Here is a 23,045-nt window from a genome sequence, read left to right on the forward strand (position 1 = left end):
TATCCATAAAGCTTCATATTATTATTCTTTCCTTTCATAAAAATTCCACGGCACCAATTCCACCTCTCCATAAGATCTTTCCTTTAATCTATTGGAGTACTCACCTTTATAGTTTATTAAATGTAGTATAACCAATTCCACATATCTTATTGCAATTTGAATTATATTCCACATATCTTCCACATGAAGAGTTGCTCTATTCCTTTTTCTACTTGGATGAACTATTTTATTTCTGAAATAAGTAATTAAATCTACTCCATCTAAAAATTTACTTTGAATATATTCATCAAATAAATAAAGTTCTTCCTTTCCTGTAGGAATTTTACAATTGTTAAGCAACTTTCTGATGTTTGTTGATGATAAATTTTCATCAAATTCCTCATCACTTAAAATCTTTTGTTGCTCAACTAAAACGACATAAGATAAAGTTTCAAGTGCAATTTGCATGGAAATGATATTATTTTCAATTGTAGTATTACCCAATGTTTCTATATACCAATCAATAACTTGTTTAATAGCATGTCCATAGTATAGGTCATTTAATCTTTTACACATTAACGCCATATATTTTTCTATATTGTGGTTATTAGCTATGGTATCCTTCCAATTAGGTACAAATCTAAAAGGACTTACTATGCACTCTCTACATAGTCTAAATATGTTATTGTTTAACTCATACCCTTTAACTATGCATATATCAACATATCTCCCACACATAAAACTAAGTGCCATAGATATGTTATCCAACACATCGTTTATATTATTTGTCTTAAATAAACTGTTATCTTTCTTTTTCATTCTTCCGATGTGGGTAATTATAGTTCCAGATTTATCTTTTAGTTCACGATTTAGTTCCTTTGTAAAATCATATCTTTTATCAATGGTTACTTCTAAATCTCCTATATTAAATTCCATCCTCCCAGCAAATAGCTTATCTTCATGCATTATAAGTTTGCCTGAATATCTATCAAGATTTACTATATAAAAATCTATACTATCTACAAAATAATTTTTCGACTTAATATATCCATCATTAATGTAACCTTCTAAGAATAAATCACTTGACGCTGTTACTGTTACGTTTATTGGTTTATAACCATAAACTTCTAATATAGCATTATCATAATCTAGAGTTATATCTACATCATAATCTTTTCTTGATAAAACTTTTCCTTTAAAATTTATAGACATGGGAGTGGTCATTTTATAAAATACTTTTCCGTAGCATTTATATTTTTTATTATATAAGTAAACACAAAATCTTCCTTCATGGATACTAATATCTTCGCTTACATTATAGTCTAAATAATCTAAAGATATAGCATCTTTAAGTGATTTCATAACTACTCCACCTTTTCTAATATATTGAATTTAATTATATCATAATAAATATATTCATTGTTGATAAAATTCCATTTTATATGCAAGAACAGATTAGAAATAACTCTAATCTGTTCTAGATACTTAGCATTTAACTAAACATTCCTTTTTATTTTCTTCCGGCTCTTTAGATTTGTAATCATTAATATCTATATAAGTCATTTCCTTATTATTCATTGTCTTAAATGCCTTTGACAACATTAATTTTATTCTATTTATTTGATTTACTTCACTTGCCGATGGATCATAATCTATTGGAATTATATTTGCATCTTTATATCTTCTTTTTAGCTCCTTAATAGATCCTTTGCCAATTATATGATTTGGTAAACATCCAAAAGGTTGCATGCAGATAACATTTTTCACATCATCTTCTATAAGTTCTATCATTTCACCTGTTAATAACCATCCTTCTCCTGTTTGATTCCCAAGAGATACTACTTCAGAGGCCTTTTTCGCCAAATCTCTAATATCTTTTGGAGGAGAAAATCTATTACTTTCTTTTAATGATTTTATATAAGTTTTTTGATAAAAGTTAGCAATTTTAATAAATAATTTAGCTAGTATTGTTGATTTATTACTCCCTTCTAAATATTTACTTTTGAAAAGAGTATTTACAGACCAAGCAGTAAAGAAATTAATAAGCTCTGGCATTACTGCTTCTGCACCTTCTTTTTCCAATATATCTACAACATTATTATTTGCTGTTGGATGAAATTTAACCAAAATTTCTCCTACTAATCCTACTCGTGGCTTAGTGATATTTAGTATTTCTAAGTTATCAAAGTCTTTTACAATATTTCTTATATTATTTTTAAACTCTGAAAATTTACCATTTTTTACAGATTTTTTGCATTTAATTACCCATTTATCATAAAGTTTATTAGTGCTTCCTTTTACAGCTTCATAAGGTCTGACCCTGTATACTACCTTCATTAATAAATCTCCATAAATCGCACTCATAATAGTTCGGTGTATTAATTTTAATGATATATTATCCATTACACCATTATCCTCTATATTATTTACACTTAGTGATATAACCGGTATATCACTAAAACCTGCCTCATATAGCCCCTTTCTCAAGAAACCAATATAATTAGTTGCCCTACATCCTCCACCTGTTTGAGTAATAGCTACAGAAGTATTATTTAAATCATATTCACCTGATTTTAAAGCCTTTATTAATTGACCTATTACAATTATTGCTGGGTAACAAGCATCATTATGTACATATTTTAGTCCCTCTTCTATTACTTCTCTATTAGTATCTTGAAGTATTACCAAATTCCATCCACAAGAATTAAAAGCCTCTTGTAAGAATTGAAAATGTACAGGAGACATTTGAGGTGCAAGTAGAGTATGCTTCATGTTAAGCTTTGTGTTTTTCACATAAGGCATTTTCTTAACTTCTATATTTTCTGCCCTTATGTTATTTTCTTCCCTTTCTTTAATCGCTGCTTTTAAAGATCTAAGTCTTATTTTTGCCGCTCCCAAATTATTACCTTCATCTATTTTTATTACAGTATAAATTTTAGATTTTTCACTTAAAATCTCTTCTACCTGTTCTGTAGTTACTGCATCTAACCCACATCCAAAAGAATTTAACTGAACTAACTCTAAATTATCGAAATTTCTTACAAAAGATGCAGACTTATATAACCTCGAATGATATACCCATTGATCTACAACACGAAGAGGTCTATCCAAATTAGCAAGATGACAAATACTATCTTCTGTAAGCACTGCCATGTCTAAAGAGTTTATTAATTCAGGTATTCCGTGGTTAATTTCTGGATCTAAATGATAAGGTCTACCTGCTAAAACAATTCCTTTTAAGTTATTTTCATTTATATATTTTAGTGCATTTTCTCCTGCTTTTCTTACTTCATTTTTAAAATTATTCTCTTCTTTTGTTGCTTCGTCCACTGCATTAAATATCTCCGACTTTGCAATATCACTGAAATTGTCTTTAATCACTTCATATAATCTATGTTTTAATCTTTCTTTATTATTTAAACTTAAGAAAGGATTAATATATTTAATATTTTTTCTTCTTAAATCTTCCAAATTATTTTTTATAACTTCAGAATAAGATATTACCACAGGACAGTTATAGTTGTTATCAGCACTTTTGTCTTCTTTGTATTCATGGGTAACAGCAGGATAAAAAATTGTTTTTATTCCTCTGTCGATTAAGCTTTGAATATGTCCATGAACCATTTTACCTGGATAACATACTGTTTCTGATGCTATTGAATCTATACCTTTTTCATATAATTTCTTTGACGATCTTTCTGATAACAGCACTCTAAATCCTAAAGATGTGAAAAATGTATACCAAAATGGGTAATCTTCATACATATTTAAAACTCTAGGTATTCCAATTTCCCCTCTTTTTGCTTCCTCTTTGCTTAATGATTTATAATGTTTAAATAATCTATCATACTTAAACTTAAATAAATTAATAGGATTTTCTTTATATTTTTTTACACTTTTATCTCCATTTAAAAAAGCTCCATTTTCACATCTGTTTCCAGATATAAAAACTCCTCCTTCTGAGAATTTATTTATGGTAAGCAAACATTTGTTTGAACAACCATTACACCTTTTAACTGTAGTATCTAGTTTAACATTATTAAGTCCATCATAATCTAACAATTGACTTTCATATCCTTCTTCGTAATGTGATTTTGCAATTAAAGCACAACCAAAAGCTCCCATTAATCCAGCAATATTAGGTCTAACAACTTCCCTACCTGTTAATTTCTCAAAAGCTCTAAGAACTAAATCATTGTAAAAAGTTCCACCTTGAACAACTATATTGTTGCCCAGTCTACTAAAATCTCTTATTTTTATAACTTTAAATAAAGCATTTTTTATTACCGAATAAGAAAGTCCCGCAGAAATATCTGCTACTGTAGCTCCTTCTTTTTGCGCCTGTTTAACCTTAGAATTCATAAATACTGTACATCTAGATCCTAAATCCACAGGATTTTTTGAATTTATACCAACTCTGGCAAAGTCCTCTATACTCATAGATAAAGATTTAGCAAAAGTTTCTAAAAATGAACCACATCCTGAAGAACAAGCCTCATTTAATATAATGCTATCAATTACTCCATTTTTTATTTCTAGACATTTCATATCTTGACCACCGATGTCTAAAATAAAATCTACATCTTCATTGAAGTATTTAGCAGCTTTATAATGAGCTATGGTTTCTATTTCTCCATAATCAACTTTTAATGCCTTTTTGAGTAATGCTTCACCATATCCTGTTACGCAAGATGAAAGAATCTTCATATCCTTAGGTAAAATTTTGTATATGTCTTTTAAAACTCTTATTGAAGTTTCTAAAGGACTTCCTTCATTGCTACTATAATAAGAATATACTAAATTTCCATCTTCATCTATTAATGTAGCTTTTGTAGTAGTTGAACCTGCATCTATCCCTAAATAAACATTACCTTTTACCTTATTAATATTTACTTTTTCCACTGAATTTTTATCATGCTTATGTGTAAATTCTTCATATTCATTAAAATCTTTAAACAAAGGCTCCAAACCCTTATTCCCACTAATATCAATATGATCAATTTCGTCTAATCTATCTAATAAATCATGTAATACTAAAAAATCTTCATCTTTTGATAGTAGACTAGCACCCATAGCTATATATAGCTGAGCATCTTCTGGAAAAATTATATCTTCATCTTTAACTTTTAACACATTTTGAAACGCTTTTCTAAGCTGAGATAAGAAATATAATGGCCCTCCTAAAAAAGCAACTTTACCTTCTATTTTTCTTCCACAAGATAAAACACTTACTGTTTGGACTACAACAGCATTAAATATACTCATAGCTATATCTGATTTTTTTGCACCATCATTTATAAGTGGCTGTATATCTGTTTTTGCAAATACACCACATCTTGAAGCGATTGGATAAATGACATTATAGTCCTTCGCCATTTCATTTAAACCTTTTGCATCTGTTTTTAGAAGTGTGGACATTTGATCTATAAAAGCCCCAGTTCCACCAGCGCATATTCCATTCATTCTTTGATCAATACCACCACTCAAATAAGTGATTTTGGCATCTTCTCCACCTAGTTCTATTACCACATCTGTTTCTGGGTGAAATGTTTCTATTGCCTTTGTAGATGAAATAACCTCTTGAACAAATTTTAAATTTAAATAATTTGATATATCTATTCCTCCAGATCCTGTTACTACCACGGATACACAAATATCCCCTAATTTATCATAAACATTTTGTAGTATTTCTTTAACAGCTTTTTTAACATCTGAAAAATGTCTTCTATATTCCTTATAAATAGGTATATCATCATATAAAATCACAGTTTTTACTGTTGTTGATCCTACATCTATTCCCATATTGTATGTCTTTATCATAACTATCCCTCCATGACATATAAACCCTTCTCATATTCCATGTATACTAAAATTTTTATTACGACTTTATAGTATAAATTATAAGGCAAAACTGCACATACTTAATAATGTTAATTAAATTTTAATATAATATCAATATAATATTTAGAATTCATATTATAAAATTTAAAATATTTAATTTTAACCTTATATATATTCTAACCCTTAAATGCTTTATTGTAATGTATATTTATAATTTTACTTAAAAGAACTTTTACCTTTATTACCTCGCATTTTTGTATATTTGAATTTATTTAAATATACCTTATTAATTAATTATGATTAAGAAGCATATAAATATGAAGGAAATTGAAAAGAACTAATAAAAAGAACAATGATAATTAACTTTATCATTGTTCTTTTTATTAGTTTATATTATTTATTGTTTCATTGTTTTTTTCATCTATATTGTTAAAAGTTTTCTTATAGAATACTCCAAATATTATTACAGTACTTATTATAGCTATAATATCTGCTATTGGTTCTGCTAATAAAACAGCAGTTAGACCATCTTCAATAAACATAGGTAAAATAAATATTAGCGGAACTAGCAATACAATTTTTCTAAGCATAGCAATAATCAGTGATGTCTTTGCTTGACCTAAAGCTAAGAAAGTTTGTTGGCAAGCTATTTGAGCTCCAAATAAGCACATACCTGCAAAATATATTCTCATCGCCCATGAAGTTATTTCAACAAGCTCTGGTTTATTATTAAATATACTTACGAAAACCTCTGGGAATACCATTATTAATAATACCATCAGTGCAGAATATGCTACACATATTATAAATAATAATTTAAATGTCTTTTTAACTCTATCCATTTCTTTAGCCCCAAAGTTATAACTCATTATAGGCTGTGCTCCTTGAGTAAGTCCCATCAGAGGCATCATTATCACTTGCATAATGCTACTCATTATTGTCATAGCTCCTACAGCTAAATCTCCACCGTATTTTAATAATTGATTATTTAAACTAACCAATACTAAAGACTCTGTGGCTTGCATTATAAATGGTGCCACACCTAAGGCTACTATTGAAAGAGCTAATTTTTTATTAAGTTTTAAATATTTTTTTCTAATTTTAAGAATACTTTTTTTACCAAATAAAAATTTTAATACAAAAATAGCAGATACTCCTTGTGCTATTATAGTTGCTAAAGCAGCTCCTTTAACTCCCATATTAAATCCAAATATTAAGATTGGGTCAAGAATAATATTTATTGCAGCTCCTATAATAACAGTAAACATACCTATTTTAGTAAATCCCTGAGTATTTATAAATAAATTCATTCCTAAAGATATCTGTACAAATATAGTACCAATTAAATATATAGATAAGTAGTCTAAACCATATCCTATAGTAGCATTACTAGCTCCAAAAGCCCAAAGTATAGGTTCTTTGAATAAAAAGAATACTATTGTTAAAATAATTCCTCCAGATATAAGCATAGAAAAACAGTTACTCATTATTTCCTCTGCTTTATCATTATCTTGTTTACCCATTTCTATAGCAGTTAGTGGTGCCCCTCCAGCCGCAAATAGCATTGCAAAGGCTGATACTAATAATATTATCGGCATAGCGACACCAACACCTGCCATAGCTATATCTCCACTAGCCATCTTACCTATAAATATTCTATCAATGATATTATATAATAGGTTTACTAATTGACCTATTATAGTTGGGATAGCCAATGTAAATAGTAATTTACTAATACTTCCCTTTCCTAAATCAATACTTTTATTACTCATATTATTACTCCTTATAATTATTACATATTATTTATCACATTGCTATAATATAGTATAGAGTAACCCAACAGTCAATAGGAGATAAAAAAATGAAAATGAATTTAAGAAAATTAACTACAGGAGAGTTTGCTAAACTTTGTAATGTTACAAAACATACATTGTATCATTACAATGATATTGGATTATTAAAGCCTAATTCCTGTGATGATAATGGCTACAGAATGTATACCTATGATCAATTAAATCTATTTTATTTTATTTCTGTTATGAAGGAAATGAGTATGTCTTTAAATGAAATTAATTCATTTTTAAATAATAGAACACCTGAAAAAGTAAAAAATTTATTTGAAAATAGAATTGATGAACTAAATGATGAAATAAATAGAATTAGAGAACTACAAAATACGCTAAAATCAAGAATTGAGAAAATTAATTATGCATCTTGCATAAATAGTGAAGAAATAAAAATTGAATATGAAGAAGAAGAAAAATTATTTCTAAGTAAGTCTTTAAAAAATGATGCTGATAAAAACTTCTTCTTCATGGTCAAAAATAATTTTAACCAGTTTATTAATAATTATAGCTTGAATGATTCTTTATCTACTTTACTAAGTATAGAAAAAATAAATGATAGTTATAATTTTACACCAGAAAACTTTTTGTTTAATTGTGAAACAGAAATACCTACTTCTAGGTTATTTATTAAAAACTCTGGTAAATATTTAGTTGCATATCACAAAGGATCTTACAATAACATAGAATCTACCTACGATAAAATGATTTCCTATATAAACCGTAATAATTTAAAAATCGGTAACTATTCTTATGTTAAAAATCTATTGGATGCATTAACCACAACTAGGACAAATATGCATTTATTTAAAATCACAATAGAGTTGTCTGACTAAGATCCATATTTTATAAAACCACCTTTTTATAAATTAGGGTGGTTTTATTTTATATATTTTGTTTTAAAAATGAATAAAATATATATCTATTTAACTTATTAACTTATTTTAAATTTATAATAAATAAAGTTATTGAAAACAAATTTTTATACGTATTGATAAGTTAAAATCAATTAATATACAGAAGCTAGTATATGAATAAGTAATAAAATTAAAAATAGCCTTAGATTTTTAACAAGCTAAGGCTATTTTTAATTTACATAAGTTTATAAAATTCCTTTATCCTTATAACTTTGTAAACTTTTTATTATATAACTTAAAGTACAGAAATCTTTATCAACTTTTTCACTTAAAATTCCTAAACCTTCTATAAGTCTTTTTTCTCTAAATTCTTCTAAAAGTATCATTATACTTATAGTATTAATACCTCCATCTTTTGTATCTAGCGTTCTTGATTTCTTTACATAATTATTTTCCATAGCTTTTCCTATGGCATTTTTTAAATTATCACTTATTTCTATTTCTGGCATTTCATCATATATTCTTACTTCATCTTCTTTATAGTTAAGATTTGAAGCTTTACTTAAGTCAGTATTTACAAATATAACATTTTTAAAAGTTGATCCAGTAAAATCAACGCTTTCTAGTTTAGCACCTTCAAATAAAGTGTCTTCAAACTTAGCTTTTGTAAATCTACTTCCTTTTAAATTACTTCCTACAAACTCAGCAGACTTAAATGTACATCCATAAAAGTTACAAGATTTAAAATGAGCCCCTCTTAAACTTGTAAAATTGAAGTTTGATTTTGAAAAATCACAATTATAACAATTACTTCTTTTCAAATCTTGATACATAAAATTTTTGTTCATTTTTGATGTCTTGTTGTATTTAAGTGCAGTATCTATTTTTTTATTGTTAGTCATTATTTCCTCCATAAAAAAACTCTTATACCAAACGATATAAGAGTTTTATATTTATATATTGGTTGCGGAGATAGGACTTGAACCTATGACCTTTGGGTTATGAGCCCAACGAGCTGCCAACTGCTCCACTCCGCGTCATTATTTCCTGCTCTATTATTAGGATAACATAATTAATTCAATATAACAACCCTATTTATTATGTACGAAACTTTTTATTTATTAAAAATAAATACCTACTTTAATAAGTATGGTCATAAAGTAGATATTTTATAACCATTATTTTATATATAAATTATTTAATATTAAATTTTTCCGAAAAAAACTTGCAACATTTGTCGAACTTTGTTATCATTAATAAGCAGTTATTTCCCCAATAACTGATTACTCCCCAAATAAAATATATTCCCTAATAAACCCCTTTTTATAATATATTTTAGAATCCTTACTTGATCGGTTAAAGTAAGGATTTTTTTTATTTCTAATTTTTTCAAAACAAGACATCTTTTATGCAGATGTCTTGTTTAACTATTAAATATTGCCTTTTGAAACTTGCATTCTATTAGCGACAAAATCAACTAAGTCCACTGTTCTTGAAGAGTATCCCCACTCATTATCATACCATGAAACAACTTTAAACATTCTACTACCCATGGCCATAGTTGATAATCCATCTACTATTGATGAACGTGCATCTCCTCTGTAATCTATTGAAACTAATGGTTCTTCGCTATATCCTAAGATTCCCTTCATTTCATTTTCTGATGCTTTTTTAAATGCTGCATTTATATCTTCAACAGTAGCATCTTTCTTTAATACACAAACTAAGTCTACAAGTGAAACAGTTGGTGTTGGAACTCTTACAGCAAATCCATTTAATTTTCCTTCTAATTGTGGTAAAACTTTAGCAACTGCTTTTGCAGCTCCTGTTGTCGTAGGTATCATTGATTCTCCAGCAGCTCTTGCTCTTCTTAAATCCTTATGTGTTTTGTCTAAAATTCTTTGGTCATTTGTGTAGGCATGTATAGTAGTCATTAGTCCTTCTTCTATTCCGAATTCTTGATCTAATACTTTCGCAAATGGTGCTAAACAGTTAGTTGTACAAGAAGCATTTGATATTATATTATGAATGTTTTCATCATATTCATTTTCATTCACACCCATAACAATCGTCTTGTCTTCATTTTTTCCAGGTGCACTTATTATAACTTTCTTCGCTCCAGCTTCAATATGTTTCATACAATCTTCTCTTTTTACAAACTTACCTGTAGATTCTATTACCAAGTCCACTCCCAATGCTTTCCATGGAATTTGACTTGGATCACCATATCTAAGTATTTTTACCTCATTGTTATTTATAACCATGGTCTCTTCATCTTTAACTTCTACATCACCTTTAAATATTCCATAACAAGAATCATATTTAAATAAATGTGCTAAAGTGTCTGCTTCTGCTCTTGCATTTATAGCCACTATTTCGAAGCTACCTTTTGGCATTTCCTCTACTATTCTAAGCACATTTCTACCTATTCTTCCAAAACCGTTAATTCCTACTTTTATTTTCAAGTCTATTCCTCCCACATATCATTTATAATTATTTAGGGTACACTATATATTTATTTTCATCTCTTTTTCTTTAGCTTTCTAAAGAAATATAAAATCATCATTAATATAATGTATATTAAATATGTTATTTTTCGATAAATAGTTTATTTAGTGTGTTATATTTACAATATATAGTGTACACTACATTTTTATAGTACACTATTTTATATACAATTTCAATATCTTTTTAATTATTTGTATACAATAAATATTACAAAGCGTCATCATTTATAAATATTCATAGTTTTTTATATTAATTCATATACTCTTTTAAGATAGTAATAGGAGTGATGAAAATGAAAATAACTCAAAATCAATATATAAATAAACCCAAATCATCTAAAAATATGAATAACTCAGAAATACCATCAACGATTAATTACTCTTGTGATATTTCTAATGGATATATTCAAACTAAAAACTTATCATTATTTAATGGAGTTAGTGAAGAAATGGATTGTGGTGGAAATAGCACCTTTGACTGTGCTTATTTTTTATTATCTAATCCTAAAAAATCAAACGTAAATATTTATGTTAAAAGTTCTATAATTTCCAATTTATCATCAAGTCCTGTTATATCTAAAATATATTACTGCGTGGAAGATGTCATAGGAAATTTAGAAAGTTCTAGTGATATAACTATAACCAATTCAAATTCTTGTGGAAGCATGCCTACTGGCAAGATATTTTTTGGTAATGATATTGAAAAAATTTATGGTATTTATAGTCAAAACTTAATTATATCTCCTTATAATATGCATATTTCCAATGAAAATGGTGGCGTAGTTATTTCTCCTGGGTTTAGTTACCTATTTGAAATTAGTTCTGTTAAAGAAGAAATAACTTCAAACTTTGTCATGTCATTTTCATGGTGGGAAGAGCCCTTATCCTCCTTCTTGGATTAAGAAATCTTACAGTTATATTATTAATCAAATAAAAAAACTCCTTTCTTTACAATGATTTCATTGTAAAGAAAGGAGTTTTAATTATAAGCTGTATTTTACTTCAGAAAAATCAAATAATTCATCTATATTTCCATTTAGAATATATTTTGTATACTCATCTTTTGAATTAGTATTATTTTTTCCTATATAAATAACCCTTAAACTATCACTATTATTAGTATTAAAAATATTAAAAGCCAATTCTCCACTTTCTTTATAAAATAAGTTCTTTTTATCATAACCACATCCAAAAACATACTTTATTCCATCTACTGGACAAGTATTATTTTCAGTTATACATATAATTAGAAATATGAAACGTTGAAATTTCAATAATCTTATAAAGCAAATGAAGTTATATTATTATACAGTTATACATAACCTTTTTATTTAATTTTATAATATTAGTGTACGGTAACACATAGGCCGTGTCAAGGTTTGATTCTGTGGAATATTTTGTGCTACAATTAAAATAAAAAGGAAATTTTGTAATATGATAAGCTATAATCCATGACAAAGGAATTTCTAAGACTAAATTGAGAGAAATGGCTAATTTTAGTACACATACGTTGAGTAAATTATCTAAAAATGAAAGTGTGAGTCTGTATATTATTGATAATATTTGTTTGGCTCTTAACTGTAAAATTGAAGATGTAGTAGAAATAAAAGAGGAGTAACCGACATTGGCTGCTCCTAAATTTTTGTTTTTAATCCTAAATCGTTCACAACGATATAGAACTTTTTGTACATAATTTACGAGTCATTTAAACTATCTTGTTTTTAATTGTTATAAAGTTTCTCATTAATAATAAGAAATTTACATCACAATTTGTGATACCTAGTAATTGATATTACTTAACTTTTTGCAGATAATTCCCGTAAAAATGTAATAGTTACAATCTATTTTATGTAGACACTTAATGTCTATTTGTAGACTTTATTCTAAGTAAGTATCGTAAAAAAATTGTAAATGAAGCTGAAATTAGACACTAATATTTTTTTAAATGAAATATAGAAGTAAAACACTTATTTTCGACTGTGTATAAACGATTTATAGCCTTTATGATTTATTCCTTTTATACTTTATCCTTCCATTTCTATAATTCAATTTTAGATAGTTATTATAATCATAAAATTACATTTTTATTTAGCAGCATTAAATACTTAATACTCTAACCTCGTATAAGTGATTTAATTATTATTACTTAATCTTTGTGCATTTTCCGTTATGTAGAAGTAGAAGTACTTAACTAATATGACTTATAAAAACTACATAAAAAATATAAAATATCCCCTCCATATCACCTTTTAAAATTGATTCTAAGCAAATAAAAAAGACTAGATTATTTCTCTAGCCTTCAATCAATTCTTTTTTATATTTATAATAACTATTTCTACTAATGCCTATTAGTTAAGGGGTTTTCTTATGCAAAAAATAGAATTGATAAGGTGAATTGTACCATAAGTAAAGGAAGTTTTTTATATGTTTCCTCGTATGCTGCACGTTGAGACGGTTGTCCTTTTGTCCCACAAAGATGCAGATGGATTTATTAGTGTAAAAATGGAATATGAGGACGGTGTTGATAGCATACCCGAACGAGTTACTTATTCAATGATACAGGCCTATGTTGAAGGAAAATACGGCTTTAAAGTGCATACAGCCTATATTGCTGAGGTTAAATGTTTGCTTGGTTTATCTATATATGATGCACCAAACAAGGTCGAAGAATTGAAATATCCATATAAACCAGCACCAGTTCATAAGGTGGAAGCAATTAAGGATGCCTTGAAGCATTTTGAGCTTATATGATGTTATACTGATATAAAAAGGCCTTTGAGGGATTAGTCAAAAGATACTTTGCATAAGTTTTTATTAGGGGTTTAGAGATTTTCGCTTATCCCTACAAACCATAAAAGCGGTTATGTATGATACTGGGTACAAACCGCTTATTTTTTTGTGCCTACAACAATGCACAACACTAATAATCATTTAAGACCGTGTGAACTATAGATTTACCAAATATTATGTCTTATAATGTATAATTATAACAGAGTTATTCAGATGAGTATGCATAGCATTAGTAACTATGCTTAAGCAGAACTCTGTTTCTTATTAGACACGTATAAAGGAGATACCCTAATGATAGATGAAATGAACGTTAATAAAGCTGCCAATATGTATAGTCTAAGGCAAAGTGAACATTCTATGGACTTAAGTAGCACAGAAGAAATGGTGCATTCGTTAAATAATGAAGGCAAGATTATAGAGGTAAGTCCGTGTTGGTTAAAAACAACTGGCTATGAGAGAACTGAGGTAATCGGTCGCTTTTTTGGTGAATTTTTACTTGATGAGAGTCGTGCCGTTGTTTATAATGAATTTTCACATCTAAAAGATTATGGATTCGTAAACAACGTACGATTGAAGTTAAAACGTAAAGATGGCGTTGTAATGGAAATTGTACTAAATGGTACTTCCAGATATCAGGAGGATGGTGCTTTTGAACGCACATTCTGTGAATGGAGGTCTTTAGACTACTTTATCAACTCAGTAGAAAAAGTGAATCAACTTTTAATTAAAGAAAAATTTTTCAGAATGATTGGATATATCAAGTCCAATATAACATTATTACTGTTAAAGGGTGATGATTATAATTACTGTGAGTCATTGAGTGAAATACTGAATGAACCTTCTGAGGTAAAGCAAGCTACTGTAGAACCAAATGTTGATAAATTTGAAAAACTGGATACAACTCAGATTATACGAATCAATGAGATTAAAGAACAAATAAATGCTAATGAACTGAAAGGTCAAGTAAATATTCTTAGAAGTGATAGTGAAAGCTATACAGCAGTTATGCGAGTTAATGATGAATTGATACCAAGAAGAGAAAGAATTCTTTTAATTGACTTTATTTGTTCTGAATATATGTTGAAAGATTGGAAAGAAGCGTTTCTAAATTTATGTAAATTAATTGAATCGGTTACTCAAATGATAAAAACAAATTTAGAAGTCAAAAGGCTTGTTGGTGAACTTCAAATAGCTTGTGAAACTGACAGGTTAACTGGAATAAATAATAGAATGATACTGGAAAGAATATTATCAAAGCAAAAGGACTCCTACGATAGATACAAGGAGAAAAGCTCTGTAATAATGGTTGATATTGACTATTTTAAAAACATAAATGATATATATGGTCATAATGTTGGAGATAAAGTACTTGTTGAAATAGCATATATTTTGAGAGAAAACATTCGTAAAACAGATGCAGTAGGCAGATGGGGCGGTGAAGAATTTTTGATTGTTTGTGAGCATACCGGAATAGAGGATGCAATGGTAATAGCTGAATCTTTACGAAATAAAATTGAATGCCATATGTTTGAAGAAAATATTCATCTAACTTCGAGCTTTGGAGTGGGTGAGTTTTCCGAAGGACTATCAATAGAACAAGTAATAGATACTGCAGATAAAGCATTATATAAGTCAAAACACTCTGGGCGTAATTTAGTTTGTAGTTGTGAACGGGAATAGCTACATAACTGTCATAATTACTGCAAAACCGTCTTCTGCAAAACCGAGGAATTTTTATCCGCTAATAATCAAAAGTAGAGAAGCTAGTATTGGTGCCAGTAAAATTATATAAAAAAAGTCTCCTTTGGATTAGACGACTCTTTTTTAAGTCTTTATATTATAACAATGGTATTTACCCAGTAGAACTTTCTGATTTTCTTTCTCTGCTATAATAGGCATTGGTGAAAAAAAATCAGAAAGTCTAAAAAATTAAAGTAAGGTTTATTAGTTGGTGAAAATTCTGTATATCAGAGCAATAGCTCCATTAAAATCTGCACTCAAATATTATATGAAAAATATCTCTCTTTTTCAATAATTTTTTACTATTTAGAAAAAAGTATATACCTTTTTTCGTAAGCCTTTACATTGTAACAAATATATTCTTACCCCATAGGGCTTCTGGTTCTATATTTCTAATCCTCCACAGTATTTATGCATAAAATTTACATAATATTACCCCCTTTTTATTATTTTTTATTAGCTTAATAGTTAGAGTTATTATTTTTTAACTTTAAATACTCTAACCTATCTATTTTAAGCTTAGTTTCCTTTAGAATATTCTTATCAACTAAAGCATCTTTTTTTAAGTAAGCATAAATGGCTTTAATTAAAATTGTATTTAGAGTTTATTCAATTAAAGCTATTCTAATGAACATAAGCAGATAATTATTGGATGTTCATTGATTTTAATTACGACATTGGGCATTGTGTAATTCTTCAATCAATTCTTTTTTATATTTATAATAACTATTTCTTGCTACTCCTATTAACTTCATTACCTCTGTATCTTTAAGTGATCCATTAAAGTCTTTACTATATTTTTGTATTTGTTCCTTAGCAGCTATACTTTTTTTAGTAATTAACTTAGTTCCTTTTTCAAGTCCTATCTGTTTACCATTTAATCTAGCCGTTTCAATTCCTTCTTTTGTTCTTTGTTGTAAATCCTTAACTTCTTTTTCTGCTTGAATAAACGCTAGTTTTATTTGTTCTTTTGCTAGTGCTAATAAATACTCATTCACACCTTTTAAAATGCTATCCACTGATGTTCCTGTTAACTCTATATTATTTGTTAATGCTTGCTTGTAAGTAGTTGTATTGATGTGTGGTTCTTTAATAAATATTAACTCTATACCTTTATTGTATAACTCTTCATATAGCTTATAACCTTCTTCCACATTTCTACTCATTCTACTTACACTATCAAATACAATTGTGTCTCCTGATTTAACTTTAGATAATAACTTATTAAATTCTTTTCTACCTTCTATTTTAGTTCCAGTAAATGATTCTTCTAATATTATTGCACTTGGATACAAATCCTTTATATTTCTTATTTGGCGTTCTATTGATTGATTTTTAGTTGATATTCTACAATAGCCATAAATTTTACTCATGTTTAAGTACCACCTTCTTATATTACAGTATTAAAATTAATGTTCATTTGTTTTTATACTACGATATTAATATACTATAACTAATGAGTCAAGCACTTTTGGTACTTTTTTATTTAGCATTAGTTTTGATACTTTTTAAGACTGTATTAAAAAAGGTTCTTTATTTTCTTGAACATTATTGTCTTGTCTAAATATTGTTTTTACTTATATTTTTAGTGATTTTAATGTATTAGTGAATGTTCACGATAACAAGTGTTTTGTTGAACATACCTAAAACCTAAATTTTGATATATCATTCAAACTCGTATATATCCTCCTATTAATTTCTATATAAGTTTATATCCTACATTAATCATTATTCATTAACCTTTTTATCAAATTAATATTTTTACCAGCTAATCTTGGTTTTCTTCGAATAGGATATAGCTCTTTTAGTCTATCTTGAATTTCTTCATAAGATTTACCATCTTCCGTCATATAGCTAACCCTTCCTTCTACATTTCTAATGTCTTCTATATCTTCCATACATAAATAGTTTCTTACTGTATCATTTGGTTTTAAGTCTAATCCTAAAAAGTCTTTTATATCATTAGATGTCATACCGAAAAGCAATTTATATATGTAATTAGTTTCTTTTGCATAAGTATTTTTTCTTCTATCACTAGGATCATGCTCTAAATCACCTTTTTCAATAAAATATTTTATTGTATCTGTAGTTTTTTTCTTTCTTTCTTACCAAGCAATCTTAGAACATATTGTTCAGCATCTTCACTGCTCAAAATAAGATTTCTCATTCTGAAATAGTCTCTTATTACATTTTTATATATCACCTTAGATTTAGAATCTGTCATCAGATTTATTAATAAAGAATACCCTTGCTCCGATAGTATAAACAAATTATTAGCTCTATTTACTGAGTTTTGAGTATATATTTTATTACTAATTAAATTTTTAATACATGCTTTGTGGTCGTTTGAAACGTCCTCGGATTTTAGGTCTATAATATCTACTCCAAATTCAAAGTATTCATCCCCACTATCAAGTATAATATTATTATTTATAAGCTCATTTATTCTTTTTATTTTACTTGTAACTTCAGCTTTATTTAATGGATCTACTGCGTGTAACATTGCTATTTGAGGAACAGTTAAGATCTTTTGACCTTGACCAAATCCACCATATAGTTCTTTTACAGATGTATTCACATCTTTTATTTTAACATCTGTACCAGTACATACTATATCCCATTTTAATTGTATATTACCCATTTAGAACCTCCATTATTGTAATTATTTATACTTCATATATTATACGAAATGTTTTCGTTTGTAATCTTCTTTAAGTTTCTTATTTATGAATTCTATTTGCTCCATTATACCTAATTTATTTAATGTATCTTTATCCACATTATCATCTCAAATACATTATAAACTACTTTTATAGTTAAAATGTTACTTATATAAATACTAAAATAAGAGAGGTTTTTAAATAGCTATTTTTATATTTATAAATAAAGGATAAAAGTGTTATTTGGTCTAATATAATTAATAGTATAATAGTAAGAAATTTAACAAATAAAAAGTATACGGAGGAAATAATTTGAAGAAATATATACTTATATTATTTTATATTTTATCTACGGTTATTTTAATAATTGGATGCCAGACAAAAGAGGATACCACAACAAAATACTTAAATACATTTAATGAAGGTCAAAAAATAGCTAAAGAAAATGGATATTCTTTAAAAAAAGATAAAGATGAATACGATTTAAAATTAGATATTGAAGATGAACATGTATTTTCTATGATTACATCATCATGTAAAGAAGGTGGATATGATGAAAATATTATTGAAAAAAACAAAAATAATTTTAAAATTAGTACATATCAATTAAATGAACATTCTAAATTTAATGATGGAATTGTAACATTATCTTTAATAGTTAGTGAAAATAATTCTATTATTGGTGCATTTTTAAATTACGAAGGATATATTCCTAGTATTACCTCAGTAAAATTTACTGAAAACTTAATTAAAAAATAAAACCACTTATTTATAAAATTATGTATGGTATTACTATCAGAAATAAATTGAACAAGATTTTCTGTGTTTTCGTAGACATATATATTTAACTTTATACAATAATGTGATACTAAATAATTATCTCTCCGTTTATATCTATTACAAAACTATTTCTTTATTATTTGTATTACTTTTGTAATTCATTAATATTTCCTTTTATAATATTACTAGATTTTAAGCCATCAAGTTGCTATAATTAAATGTAAATATATATTGGAGGAATTATAAATGCATAATGTATCTAACAATATAATAATACTAATAAGTACAATTATATGTTATATCTTATTGAATAAGTTTTATACGTATAAATCATATGAAAATAATAAGTACATAAAAATCAAATCTCTTATGTACGCTTTTATATTTATGCTAATATTCTATATAAAAGAAGTAATTGGAACATCAGGATCTATATTACTAGGAGCGCTAGGAATATATTTAGTGAACAATATTTTATGTAAATATTTTGAAAATTAATAATATGCAAAAGATAAATAAAAAACACTTACATATTTGTAAGTGCTGATAATATTTACATATCTATTTTTTCAACCATCATAGAAGGTATTGTAATTTCTCCGCCCATTGTAGATGTATAAGTTATTAAGTCTGAGCTTTTACCCATAACTGTTATATAATCATCTTCTAAAACTCTCGATGTTACAATTGAACTATTATATACACAATACATTATATTATCATAATCTCCATTTACAGCTAATCTTACTTGAACTTCTCCATCACCTTCCATGACTTGTACAACTTTTCCCTTGAATTTAATTTTTTCTCCTACATAATCCTTTGGATTTCTAGCTAGATCCTTATATCCTATTCCTGTATCATAACCTTTTTTCTCTTTTTCTTCTGCTTTTCTCTTTTCTTGCTCCTCTTCTGCCTTTTTCTTAGCCTGTTCCTTCGCTTCTCTTTTTTCATTCTCTTGTTCTATTGCTTTTTGTTCTTCTTTTTTCATTTCAAACCATGGTTTGGCTTCATCTAATTTGGATTTTAATTCTTCATTCTCTTCTGATAAATTATTATACTTCTTAACCAAAGAGTTATAATCATTTACTAATGAATCATAATTATCTGATATTGCAACATTCTCACTACATAAAATAAAAAATGATATTACTATAAAAAATACTATAATTTTTAATATTACTTTCACAGTTCCTTTAATACTAAAGTTTATATCTGTTTGATTTTTTAATTCTTCTTTGATTTTTAACCTAAATTTATTAAAATTATCCTTCATATTCATTTTTATCCCCCAAATTTAAATTATTGTATTAAAACTAATACTATTCTGCATCATCTGTATTATCGTACTGTGATTCTTGATCCCAACTATTATCAGCATTATCCGAATTATTATTTGAATTATCATAATTATCATCATATATTTCTTCTTCACCCGTATTAGAGTTATAATAATACGCACAGTAAGGGCAATTTACTTCTACATTATTAAAAACACTTATTCTTCTGCCACAGTTAGGACATGGTATTTTACTATCGTCATAATTTCCATTAGATTTATTTTTATTTTTTACTAGACGCATTTGACTTGCTGCTTGATGATTTTTTGCTTGTTTTATTTGAATTGTCTGATTGCTCATCTTTACTTTCTTCTGTTTCTTTCTTATCCTCTTTTTTGTCTTCATCATTTTTTGAAGTTAGTAAGTCAACATTTTCATTACATAATTCTTCGCCTGTATCTGCATTCATGATATAAACTCTACCCTTTACATCTTTAATATCATCTATTGATTTAACATTTTCATTAGTGCTTGAATTAGTTACCCATTCAACTTGACTATATGCTTTATTCTTAGCAGTTATATCAACTGCCCACATTGGATCATTCATAACGCCATCTACAGATACATCTTGTAACCCAACTGATATTGTATCATTTGTTTTATTTTCAACTAAAACTTTATATCCAACTGTTTTCATACTTTCATCTTCAGCTGGTTCTAATACTGTAAATTTACACACATCATTATCTAATATAACTTTTTTAGTAAAATTATTATTTTCATTCTTTGTTATTTCTTTAGTTTCGTTATCATTACCTTTAATAACTTTGTTTCCTATGATACTAGCTCCACCAATTATAAATACCATTACAGCAACTATTATTGTGGCTTTTTTCTTATCTGTAACTTTGAAGATTAGTGCTCCAGCGAATATTAAATTTAGTATTGACCATATTTGTAAATCTGCATATGAACCAATATTGCATGAACCCGTAATACCTCCAAGAATATAAAATACTATTGCGGTGATTAATACTCCTTTACTTTCTCTTGATGCTAATGTTAATATACCTGATACCAACATTATAATTGCCAATATAAATCCAGCTGTACCACTTACTTCTCCATTATTTACAATTGTATTACCTAATCCTGCTATCATACTTTGTAATCCTACAAATACACTTAAAACAATACTTATGATACCTATAACTTTCTTCATAATTATCCCCCTCCAATACTTAAATTATTGTATTCAAACGCCATAAGGCGAATAACTCAATTGCAAAAAGCCACTCATTGGGAATACCTTAGACTCTAAGTTACTCTATTTCATTGGCTTCTACATCTCACTAAATTCATCCTCATTTATGTTATATTTTTTGTATATGTCATTTTGTTTTTTTATATCTTTATCCGTAAATCTACTAGGAAACTTTTCTAAAGTTTTATTATCTATATGATATAATGATAACTCTTGTAATTGTTTTATTTCTTTACGTTCACTTTCTGTTATTTTATCGTCTAATATATATGGTATTATTTCAGAATAATAAGCAAATTTTCTTTTTATATTAAATATTTTCTTTTGAGTTTTCTCATACTTATCATGTTCTTCTTTTTTATTCGTACCTCTATATTCCTGTGCATTTTCATAAAAATTTTTAAACTTACTAATATCCATACTGTTTAATTTTTCATTATATTCTTTTAATTCATCCTTATAACATTCAAGGTCATCAGAATTAATATTTAGTGTATATTCAATATCAGGAATATCAAATTTCTCAATATATTCATCTACTCTCTTCTTTATTTGATTAGAGTCCATATTCATACTTTCAATATCTGATTCATAATCACAATATTTCTCCATTTCTTCATTGCTCATTTTGCTTTGACATCCAACCATAAAACCACAACATACAATTATAAATAATCCTAAACTTAATATTTTCCTCATATAAAACACCCCTTTTTATTGCATTCTAGTATTTCTTTTAATTCATCTATAACTTAATATCTTCTATCTCCGATTATGTTGTAGACTTCAATTTATATTTCTTTATCATCTTCCTTATAAGGTATAATACATCTTATTAAATCATTTTTAAGTTCTTCTAATTCAACTCTTTTTTCTTCCATAAAATCAATTCCTTTAGTTAACATCTTTAACTTCATATTTCTTATCAAACTTATTCTGTTTATCTATTAATGAAAATCCATATTTTTCTACTATAGATTTATACTCATCATTATCTTTCATTTCGTCTGAAAGTGGTGTATCTGAATTACATATTTCTCTCATGCATATCCAAGTCAATACCTCATTATCATCTATAGTATCATCTTTAAGCATATCTGTGATTCCATCTGTGTATTTTACACTTCTATTTATTTGATTGTATTTATTCTTTAGTTCATTATATTTATTTATGTTATTCTCATTTGTGTAATATTCTTTCATTTCATCCAAATTTATATTTTCTAAATCTCTACTTATTTCTCTCATTGATTTTTGACAGTTACGAAATTCATCACTATCAATAGATTTATTTTCATATTTAGATTCAATATATCCATCTATAATTGCAATTTTATCTTGTACTTTATTGTAAAGATCATTAATTACTGTTTCCTGATATTTAATATTTTCTATTTCTTCATCACTTATTTTACCTTCATTACCACAACCAACTAGAATAGTTACTACAAAAATATTCATAATTACTATACTTAATAATTTCTTCATAATATACCTTCC

General features: G+C 27.0%; 22 protein-coding genes and 1 tRNA gene. 7 read left to right on the forward strand and 16 right to left on the reverse strand.

Annotated features, from left to right (window positions below):
- Window positions 1-21: 21 nt before the first annotated feature.
- The 3 genes from K0039_RS01955 to K0039_RS01965 form a co-directional block, all read right to left on the reverse strand.
- Window positions 22-1,341 (reverse strand): YopA family protein, encoded by a 1,320-nt coding sequence (locus K0039_RS01955; RefSeq protein ID WP_228103380.1) that lies wholly within the window; start codon window positions 1,339-1,341, stop codon window positions 22-24.
- A gap of 123 nt (window positions 1,342-1,464) precedes the next feature.
- Window positions 1,465-5,799: a 2-hydroxyacyl-CoA dehydratase gene (locus K0039_RS01960; protein ID WP_228103381.1), complete on the reverse strand. Its 4,335-nt coding sequence runs from the start codon at window positions 5,797-5,799 to the stop codon at window positions 1,465-1,467.
- Window positions 5,800-6,203: 404 nt separating this feature from the next.
- A complete protein-coding gene (locus tag K0039_RS01965) occupies window positions 6,204-7,592 on the reverse strand; it encodes an MATE family efflux transporter (RefSeq protein WP_228103382.1) in 1,389 nt (462 codons plus the stop codon).
- A gap of 89 nt (window positions 7,593-7,681) precedes the next feature.
- Between K0039_RS01965 and K0039_RS01970 the strand changes: the two genes are divergently transcribed.
- Window positions 7,682-8,500, forward strand: a complete 819-nt coding sequence (locus tag K0039_RS01970) for a MerR family transcriptional regulator (protein ID WP_228103383.1) — start codon at window positions 7,682-7,684, stop codon at window positions 8,498-8,500.
- Between the two features lie 266 nt (window positions 8,501-8,766).
- On the opposite strand, the gene K0039_RS01975 is transcribed toward K0039_RS01970, so the two are convergent.
- From K0039_RS01975 to gap, 3 genes are all read right to left on the reverse strand, one after another.
- Window positions 8,767-9,423, reverse strand: a complete 657-nt coding sequence (locus K0039_RS01975) for a pentapeptide repeat-containing protein (protein ID WP_228103384.1) — start codon at window positions 9,421-9,423, stop codon at window positions 8,767-8,769.
- Between the two features lie 59 nt (window positions 9,424-9,482).
- A tRNA-Met gene (locus tag K0039_RS01980) sits at window positions 9,483-9,558 on the reverse strand.
- Between the two features lie 393 nt (window positions 9,559-9,951).
- Window positions 9,952-10,986 carry a type I glyceraldehyde-3-phosphate dehydrogenase gene (gap, locus tag K0039_RS01985; protein ID WP_228103385.1) on the reverse strand — a complete coding sequence of 345 codons (1,035 nt, stop codon included), beginning with the start codon at window positions 10,984-10,986 and terminating at the stop codon, window positions 9,952-9,954.
- 335 nt (window positions 10,987-11,321) lie between these two features.
- Between gap and K0039_RS01990 the strand changes: the two genes are divergently transcribed.
- Window positions 11,322-11,930, forward strand: a complete 609-nt coding sequence (locus K0039_RS01990; protein WP_228103386.1) for a DUF6143 family protein — start codon at window positions 11,322-11,324, stop codon at window positions 11,928-11,930.
- Between the two features lie 81 nt (window positions 11,931-12,011).
- Here the strand turns inward: K0039_RS01990 and K0039_RS01995 are convergent, their stop codons facing one another.
- On the reverse strand, window positions 12,012-12,302 hold the full coding sequence (locus K0039_RS01995; RefSeq protein WP_228103387.1) for an FmdE family protein: 291 nt from the start codon (window positions 12,300-12,302) through the stop codon (window positions 12,012-12,014).
- Between the two features lie 173 nt (window positions 12,303-12,475).
- Between K0039_RS01995 and K0039_RS02000 the strand changes: the two genes are divergently transcribed.
- The 3 genes from K0039_RS02000 to K0039_RS02010 all read left to right on the forward strand — a co-directional run bounded on the left by K0039_RS02000 (window position 12,476) and on the right by K0039_RS02010 (window position 15,498).
- Window positions 12,476-12,646, forward strand: coding sequence for a helix-turn-helix domain-containing protein (locus tag K0039_RS02000; protein ID WP_228104169.1), 171 nt, complete (start codon window positions 12,476-12,478; stop codon window positions 12,644-12,646).
- Window positions 12,647-13,491: 845 nt separating this feature from the next.
- A complete protein-coding gene (locus tag K0039_RS02005; protein ID WP_228103388.1) occupies window positions 13,492-13,779 on the forward strand; it encodes a hypothetical protein in 288 nt (95 codons plus the stop codon).
- 330 nt (window positions 13,780-14,109) lie between these two features.
- Window positions 14,110-15,498, forward strand: coding sequence for a GGDEF domain-containing protein (locus tag K0039_RS02010; protein WP_228103389.1), 1,389 nt, complete (start codon window positions 14,110-14,112; stop codon window positions 15,496-15,498).
- A gap of 725 nt (window positions 15,499-16,223) precedes the next feature.
- On the opposite strand, the gene K0039_RS02015 is transcribed toward K0039_RS02010, so the two are convergent.
- The 3 genes from K0039_RS02015 to K0039_RS02025 all read right to left on the reverse strand — a co-directional run bounded on the left by K0039_RS02015 (window position 16,224) and on the right by K0039_RS02025 (window position 18,199).
- Window positions 16,224-16,931, reverse strand: coding sequence for a recombinase family protein (locus K0039_RS02015; RefSeq protein ID WP_228103390.1), 708 nt, complete (start codon window positions 16,929-16,931; stop codon window positions 16,224-16,226).
- A gap of 348 nt (window positions 16,932-17,279) precedes the next feature.
- Complete coding sequence (locus K0039_RS02020) at window positions 17,280-17,531, reverse strand: hypothetical protein (protein WP_228103391.1); 252 nt, start codon at window positions 17,529-17,531, stop codon at window positions 17,280-17,282.
- A gap of 101 nt (window positions 17,532-17,632) precedes the next feature.
- Window positions 17,633-18,199, reverse strand: a complete 567-nt coding sequence (locus K0039_RS02025; RefSeq protein ID WP_228103392.1) for a hypothetical protein — start codon at window positions 18,197-18,199, stop codon at window positions 17,633-17,635.
- A gap of 331 nt (window positions 18,200-18,530) precedes the next feature.
- Between K0039_RS02025 and K0039_RS02030 the strand changes: the two genes are divergently transcribed.
- Window positions 18,531-18,977, forward strand: a complete 447-nt coding sequence (locus K0039_RS02030; protein ID WP_228103393.1) for a hypothetical protein — start codon at window positions 18,531-18,533, stop codon at window positions 18,975-18,977.
- Window positions 18,978-19,244: 267 nt separating this feature from the next.
- Window positions 19,245-19,496: a hypothetical protein gene (locus K0039_RS02035; RefSeq protein WP_228103394.1), complete on the forward strand. Its 252-nt coding sequence runs from the start codon at window positions 19,245-19,247 to the stop codon at window positions 19,494-19,496.
- Between the two features lie 55 nt (window positions 19,497-19,551).
- On the opposite strand, the gene K0039_RS02040 is transcribed toward K0039_RS02035, so the two are convergent.
- From K0039_RS02040 to K0039_RS02060, 6 genes are all read right to left on the reverse strand, one after another.
- Complete coding sequence (locus K0039_RS02040) at window positions 19,552-20,280, reverse strand: toxin regulator (protein WP_228103395.1); 729 nt, start codon at window positions 20,278-20,280, stop codon at window positions 19,552-19,554.
- 40 nt (window positions 20,281-20,320) lie between these two features.
- The gene (locus K0039_RS02045; protein ID WP_228103396.1) at window positions 20,321-20,581 is read right to left on the reverse strand and encodes a hypothetical protein; all 261 of its coding nucleotides are present in this window, start codon (window positions 20,579-20,581) and stop codon (window positions 20,321-20,323) included.
- Complete coding sequence (locus K0039_RS02050; RefSeq protein WP_228103397.1) at window positions 20,562-21,503, reverse strand: hypothetical protein; 942 nt, start codon at window positions 21,501-21,503, stop codon at window positions 20,562-20,564. The genes K0039_RS02045 and K0039_RS02050 overlap by 20 nt, the downstream gene beginning before the upstream one ends.
- A gap of 120 nt (window positions 21,504-21,623) precedes the next feature.
- Window positions 21,624-22,244, reverse strand: coding sequence for a hypothetical protein (locus K0039_RS02055; RefSeq protein ID WP_228103398.1), 621 nt, complete (start codon window positions 22,242-22,244; stop codon window positions 21,624-21,626).
- Between the two features lie 92 nt (window positions 22,245-22,336).
- Window positions 22,337-22,462, reverse strand: a complete 126-nt coding sequence (locus K0039_RS21895) for a hypothetical protein (protein ID WP_265589385.1) — start codon at window positions 22,460-22,462, stop codon at window positions 22,337-22,339.
- Window positions 22,440-23,033 carry a hypothetical protein gene (locus K0039_RS02060; RefSeq protein ID WP_228103399.1) on the reverse strand — a complete coding sequence of 198 codons (594 nt, stop codon included), beginning with the start codon at window positions 23,031-23,033 and terminating at the stop codon, window positions 22,440-22,442. Before K0039_RS02060 ends, K0039_RS21895 begins: the two co-directional genes overlap by 23 nt.
- Between the last annotated feature and the right edge of the window lie 12 nt (window positions 23,034-23,045).

This window comes from Terrisporobacter mayombei, assembly GCF_020748465.1.
GTDB lineage: Bacteria > Bacillota > Clostridia > Peptostreptococcales > Peptostreptococcaceae > Terrisporobacter > Terrisporobacter mayombei.

What these genes read in the sequence shown, in the direction of transcription:
- K0039_RS01960 (WP_228103381.1), bottom strand. Translation starts at nt 5,799, where the DNA reads ATGATAAAGACATACAATATGGGAATAGATGTAGGATCAACAACAGTA.
- K0039_RS01970 (WP_228103383.1), top strand. Translation starts at nt 7,682, where the DNA reads ATGAAAATGAATTTAAGAAAATTAACTACAGGAGAGTTTGCTAAACTT.
- K0039_RS01975 (WP_228103384.1), bottom strand. Translation starts at nt 9,423, where the DNA reads ATGACTAACAATAAAAAAATAGATACTGCACTTAAATACAACAAGACA.
- K0039_RS02020 (WP_228103391.1), bottom strand. Translation starts at nt 17,531, where the DNA reads ATGACATCTAATGATATAAAAGACTTTTTAGGATTAGACTTAAAACCA.
- K0039_RS02015 (WP_228103390.1), bottom strand. Translation starts at nt 16,931, where the DNA reads ATGAGTAAAATTTATGGCTATTGTAGAATATCAACTAAAAATCAATCA.
- K0039_RS02050 (WP_228103397.1), bottom strand. Translation starts at nt 21,503, where the DNA reads ATGAAGAAAGTTATAGGTATCATAAGTATTGTTTTAAGTGTATTTGTA.
- K0039_RS01965 (WP_228103382.1), bottom strand. Translation starts at nt 7,592, where the DNA reads ATGAGTAATAAAAGTATTGATTTAGGAAAGGGAAGTATTAGTAAATTA.
- K0039_RS02055 (WP_228103398.1), bottom strand. Translation starts at nt 22,244, where the DNA reads ATGAGGAAAATATTAAGTTTAGGATTATTTATAATTGTATGTTGTGGT.
- K0039_RS02035 (WP_228103394.1), top strand. Translation starts at nt 19,245, where the DNA reads ATGCATAATGTATCTAACAATATAATAATACTAATAAGTACAATTATA.
- K0039_RS02010 (WP_228103389.1), top strand. Translation starts at nt 14,110, where the DNA reads ATGATAGATGAAATGAACGTTAATAAAGCTGCCAATATGTATAGTCTA.
- K0039_RS21895 (WP_265589385.1), bottom strand. Translation starts at nt 22,462, where the DNA reads ATGAAGTTAAAGATGTTAACTAAAGGAATTGATTTTATGGAAGAAAAA.
- K0039_RS02060 (WP_228103399.1), bottom strand. Translation starts at nt 23,033, where the DNA reads ATGAAGAAATTATTAAGTATAGTAATTATGAATATTTTTGTAGTAACT.
- K0039_RS02025 (WP_228103392.1), bottom strand. Translation starts at nt 18,199, where the DNA reads ATGGGTAATATACAATTAAAATGGGATATAGTATGTACTGGTACAGAT.
- K0039_RS02040 (WP_228103395.1), bottom strand. Translation starts at nt 20,280, where the DNA reads ATGAATATGAAGGATAATTTTAATAAATTTAGGTTAAAAATCAAAGAA.
- K0039_RS01955 (WP_228103380.1), bottom strand. Translation starts at nt 1,341, where the DNA reads ATGAAATCACTTAAAGATGCTATATCTTTAGATTATTTAGACTATAAT.
- K0039_RS01990 (WP_228103386.1), top strand. Translation starts at nt 11,322, where the DNA reads ATGAAAATAACTCAAAATCAATATATAAATAAACCCAAATCATCTAAA.
- K0039_RS02045 (WP_228103396.1), bottom strand. Translation starts at nt 20,581, where the DNA reads ATGCGTCTAGTAAAAAATAAAAATAAATCTAATGGAAATTATGACGAT.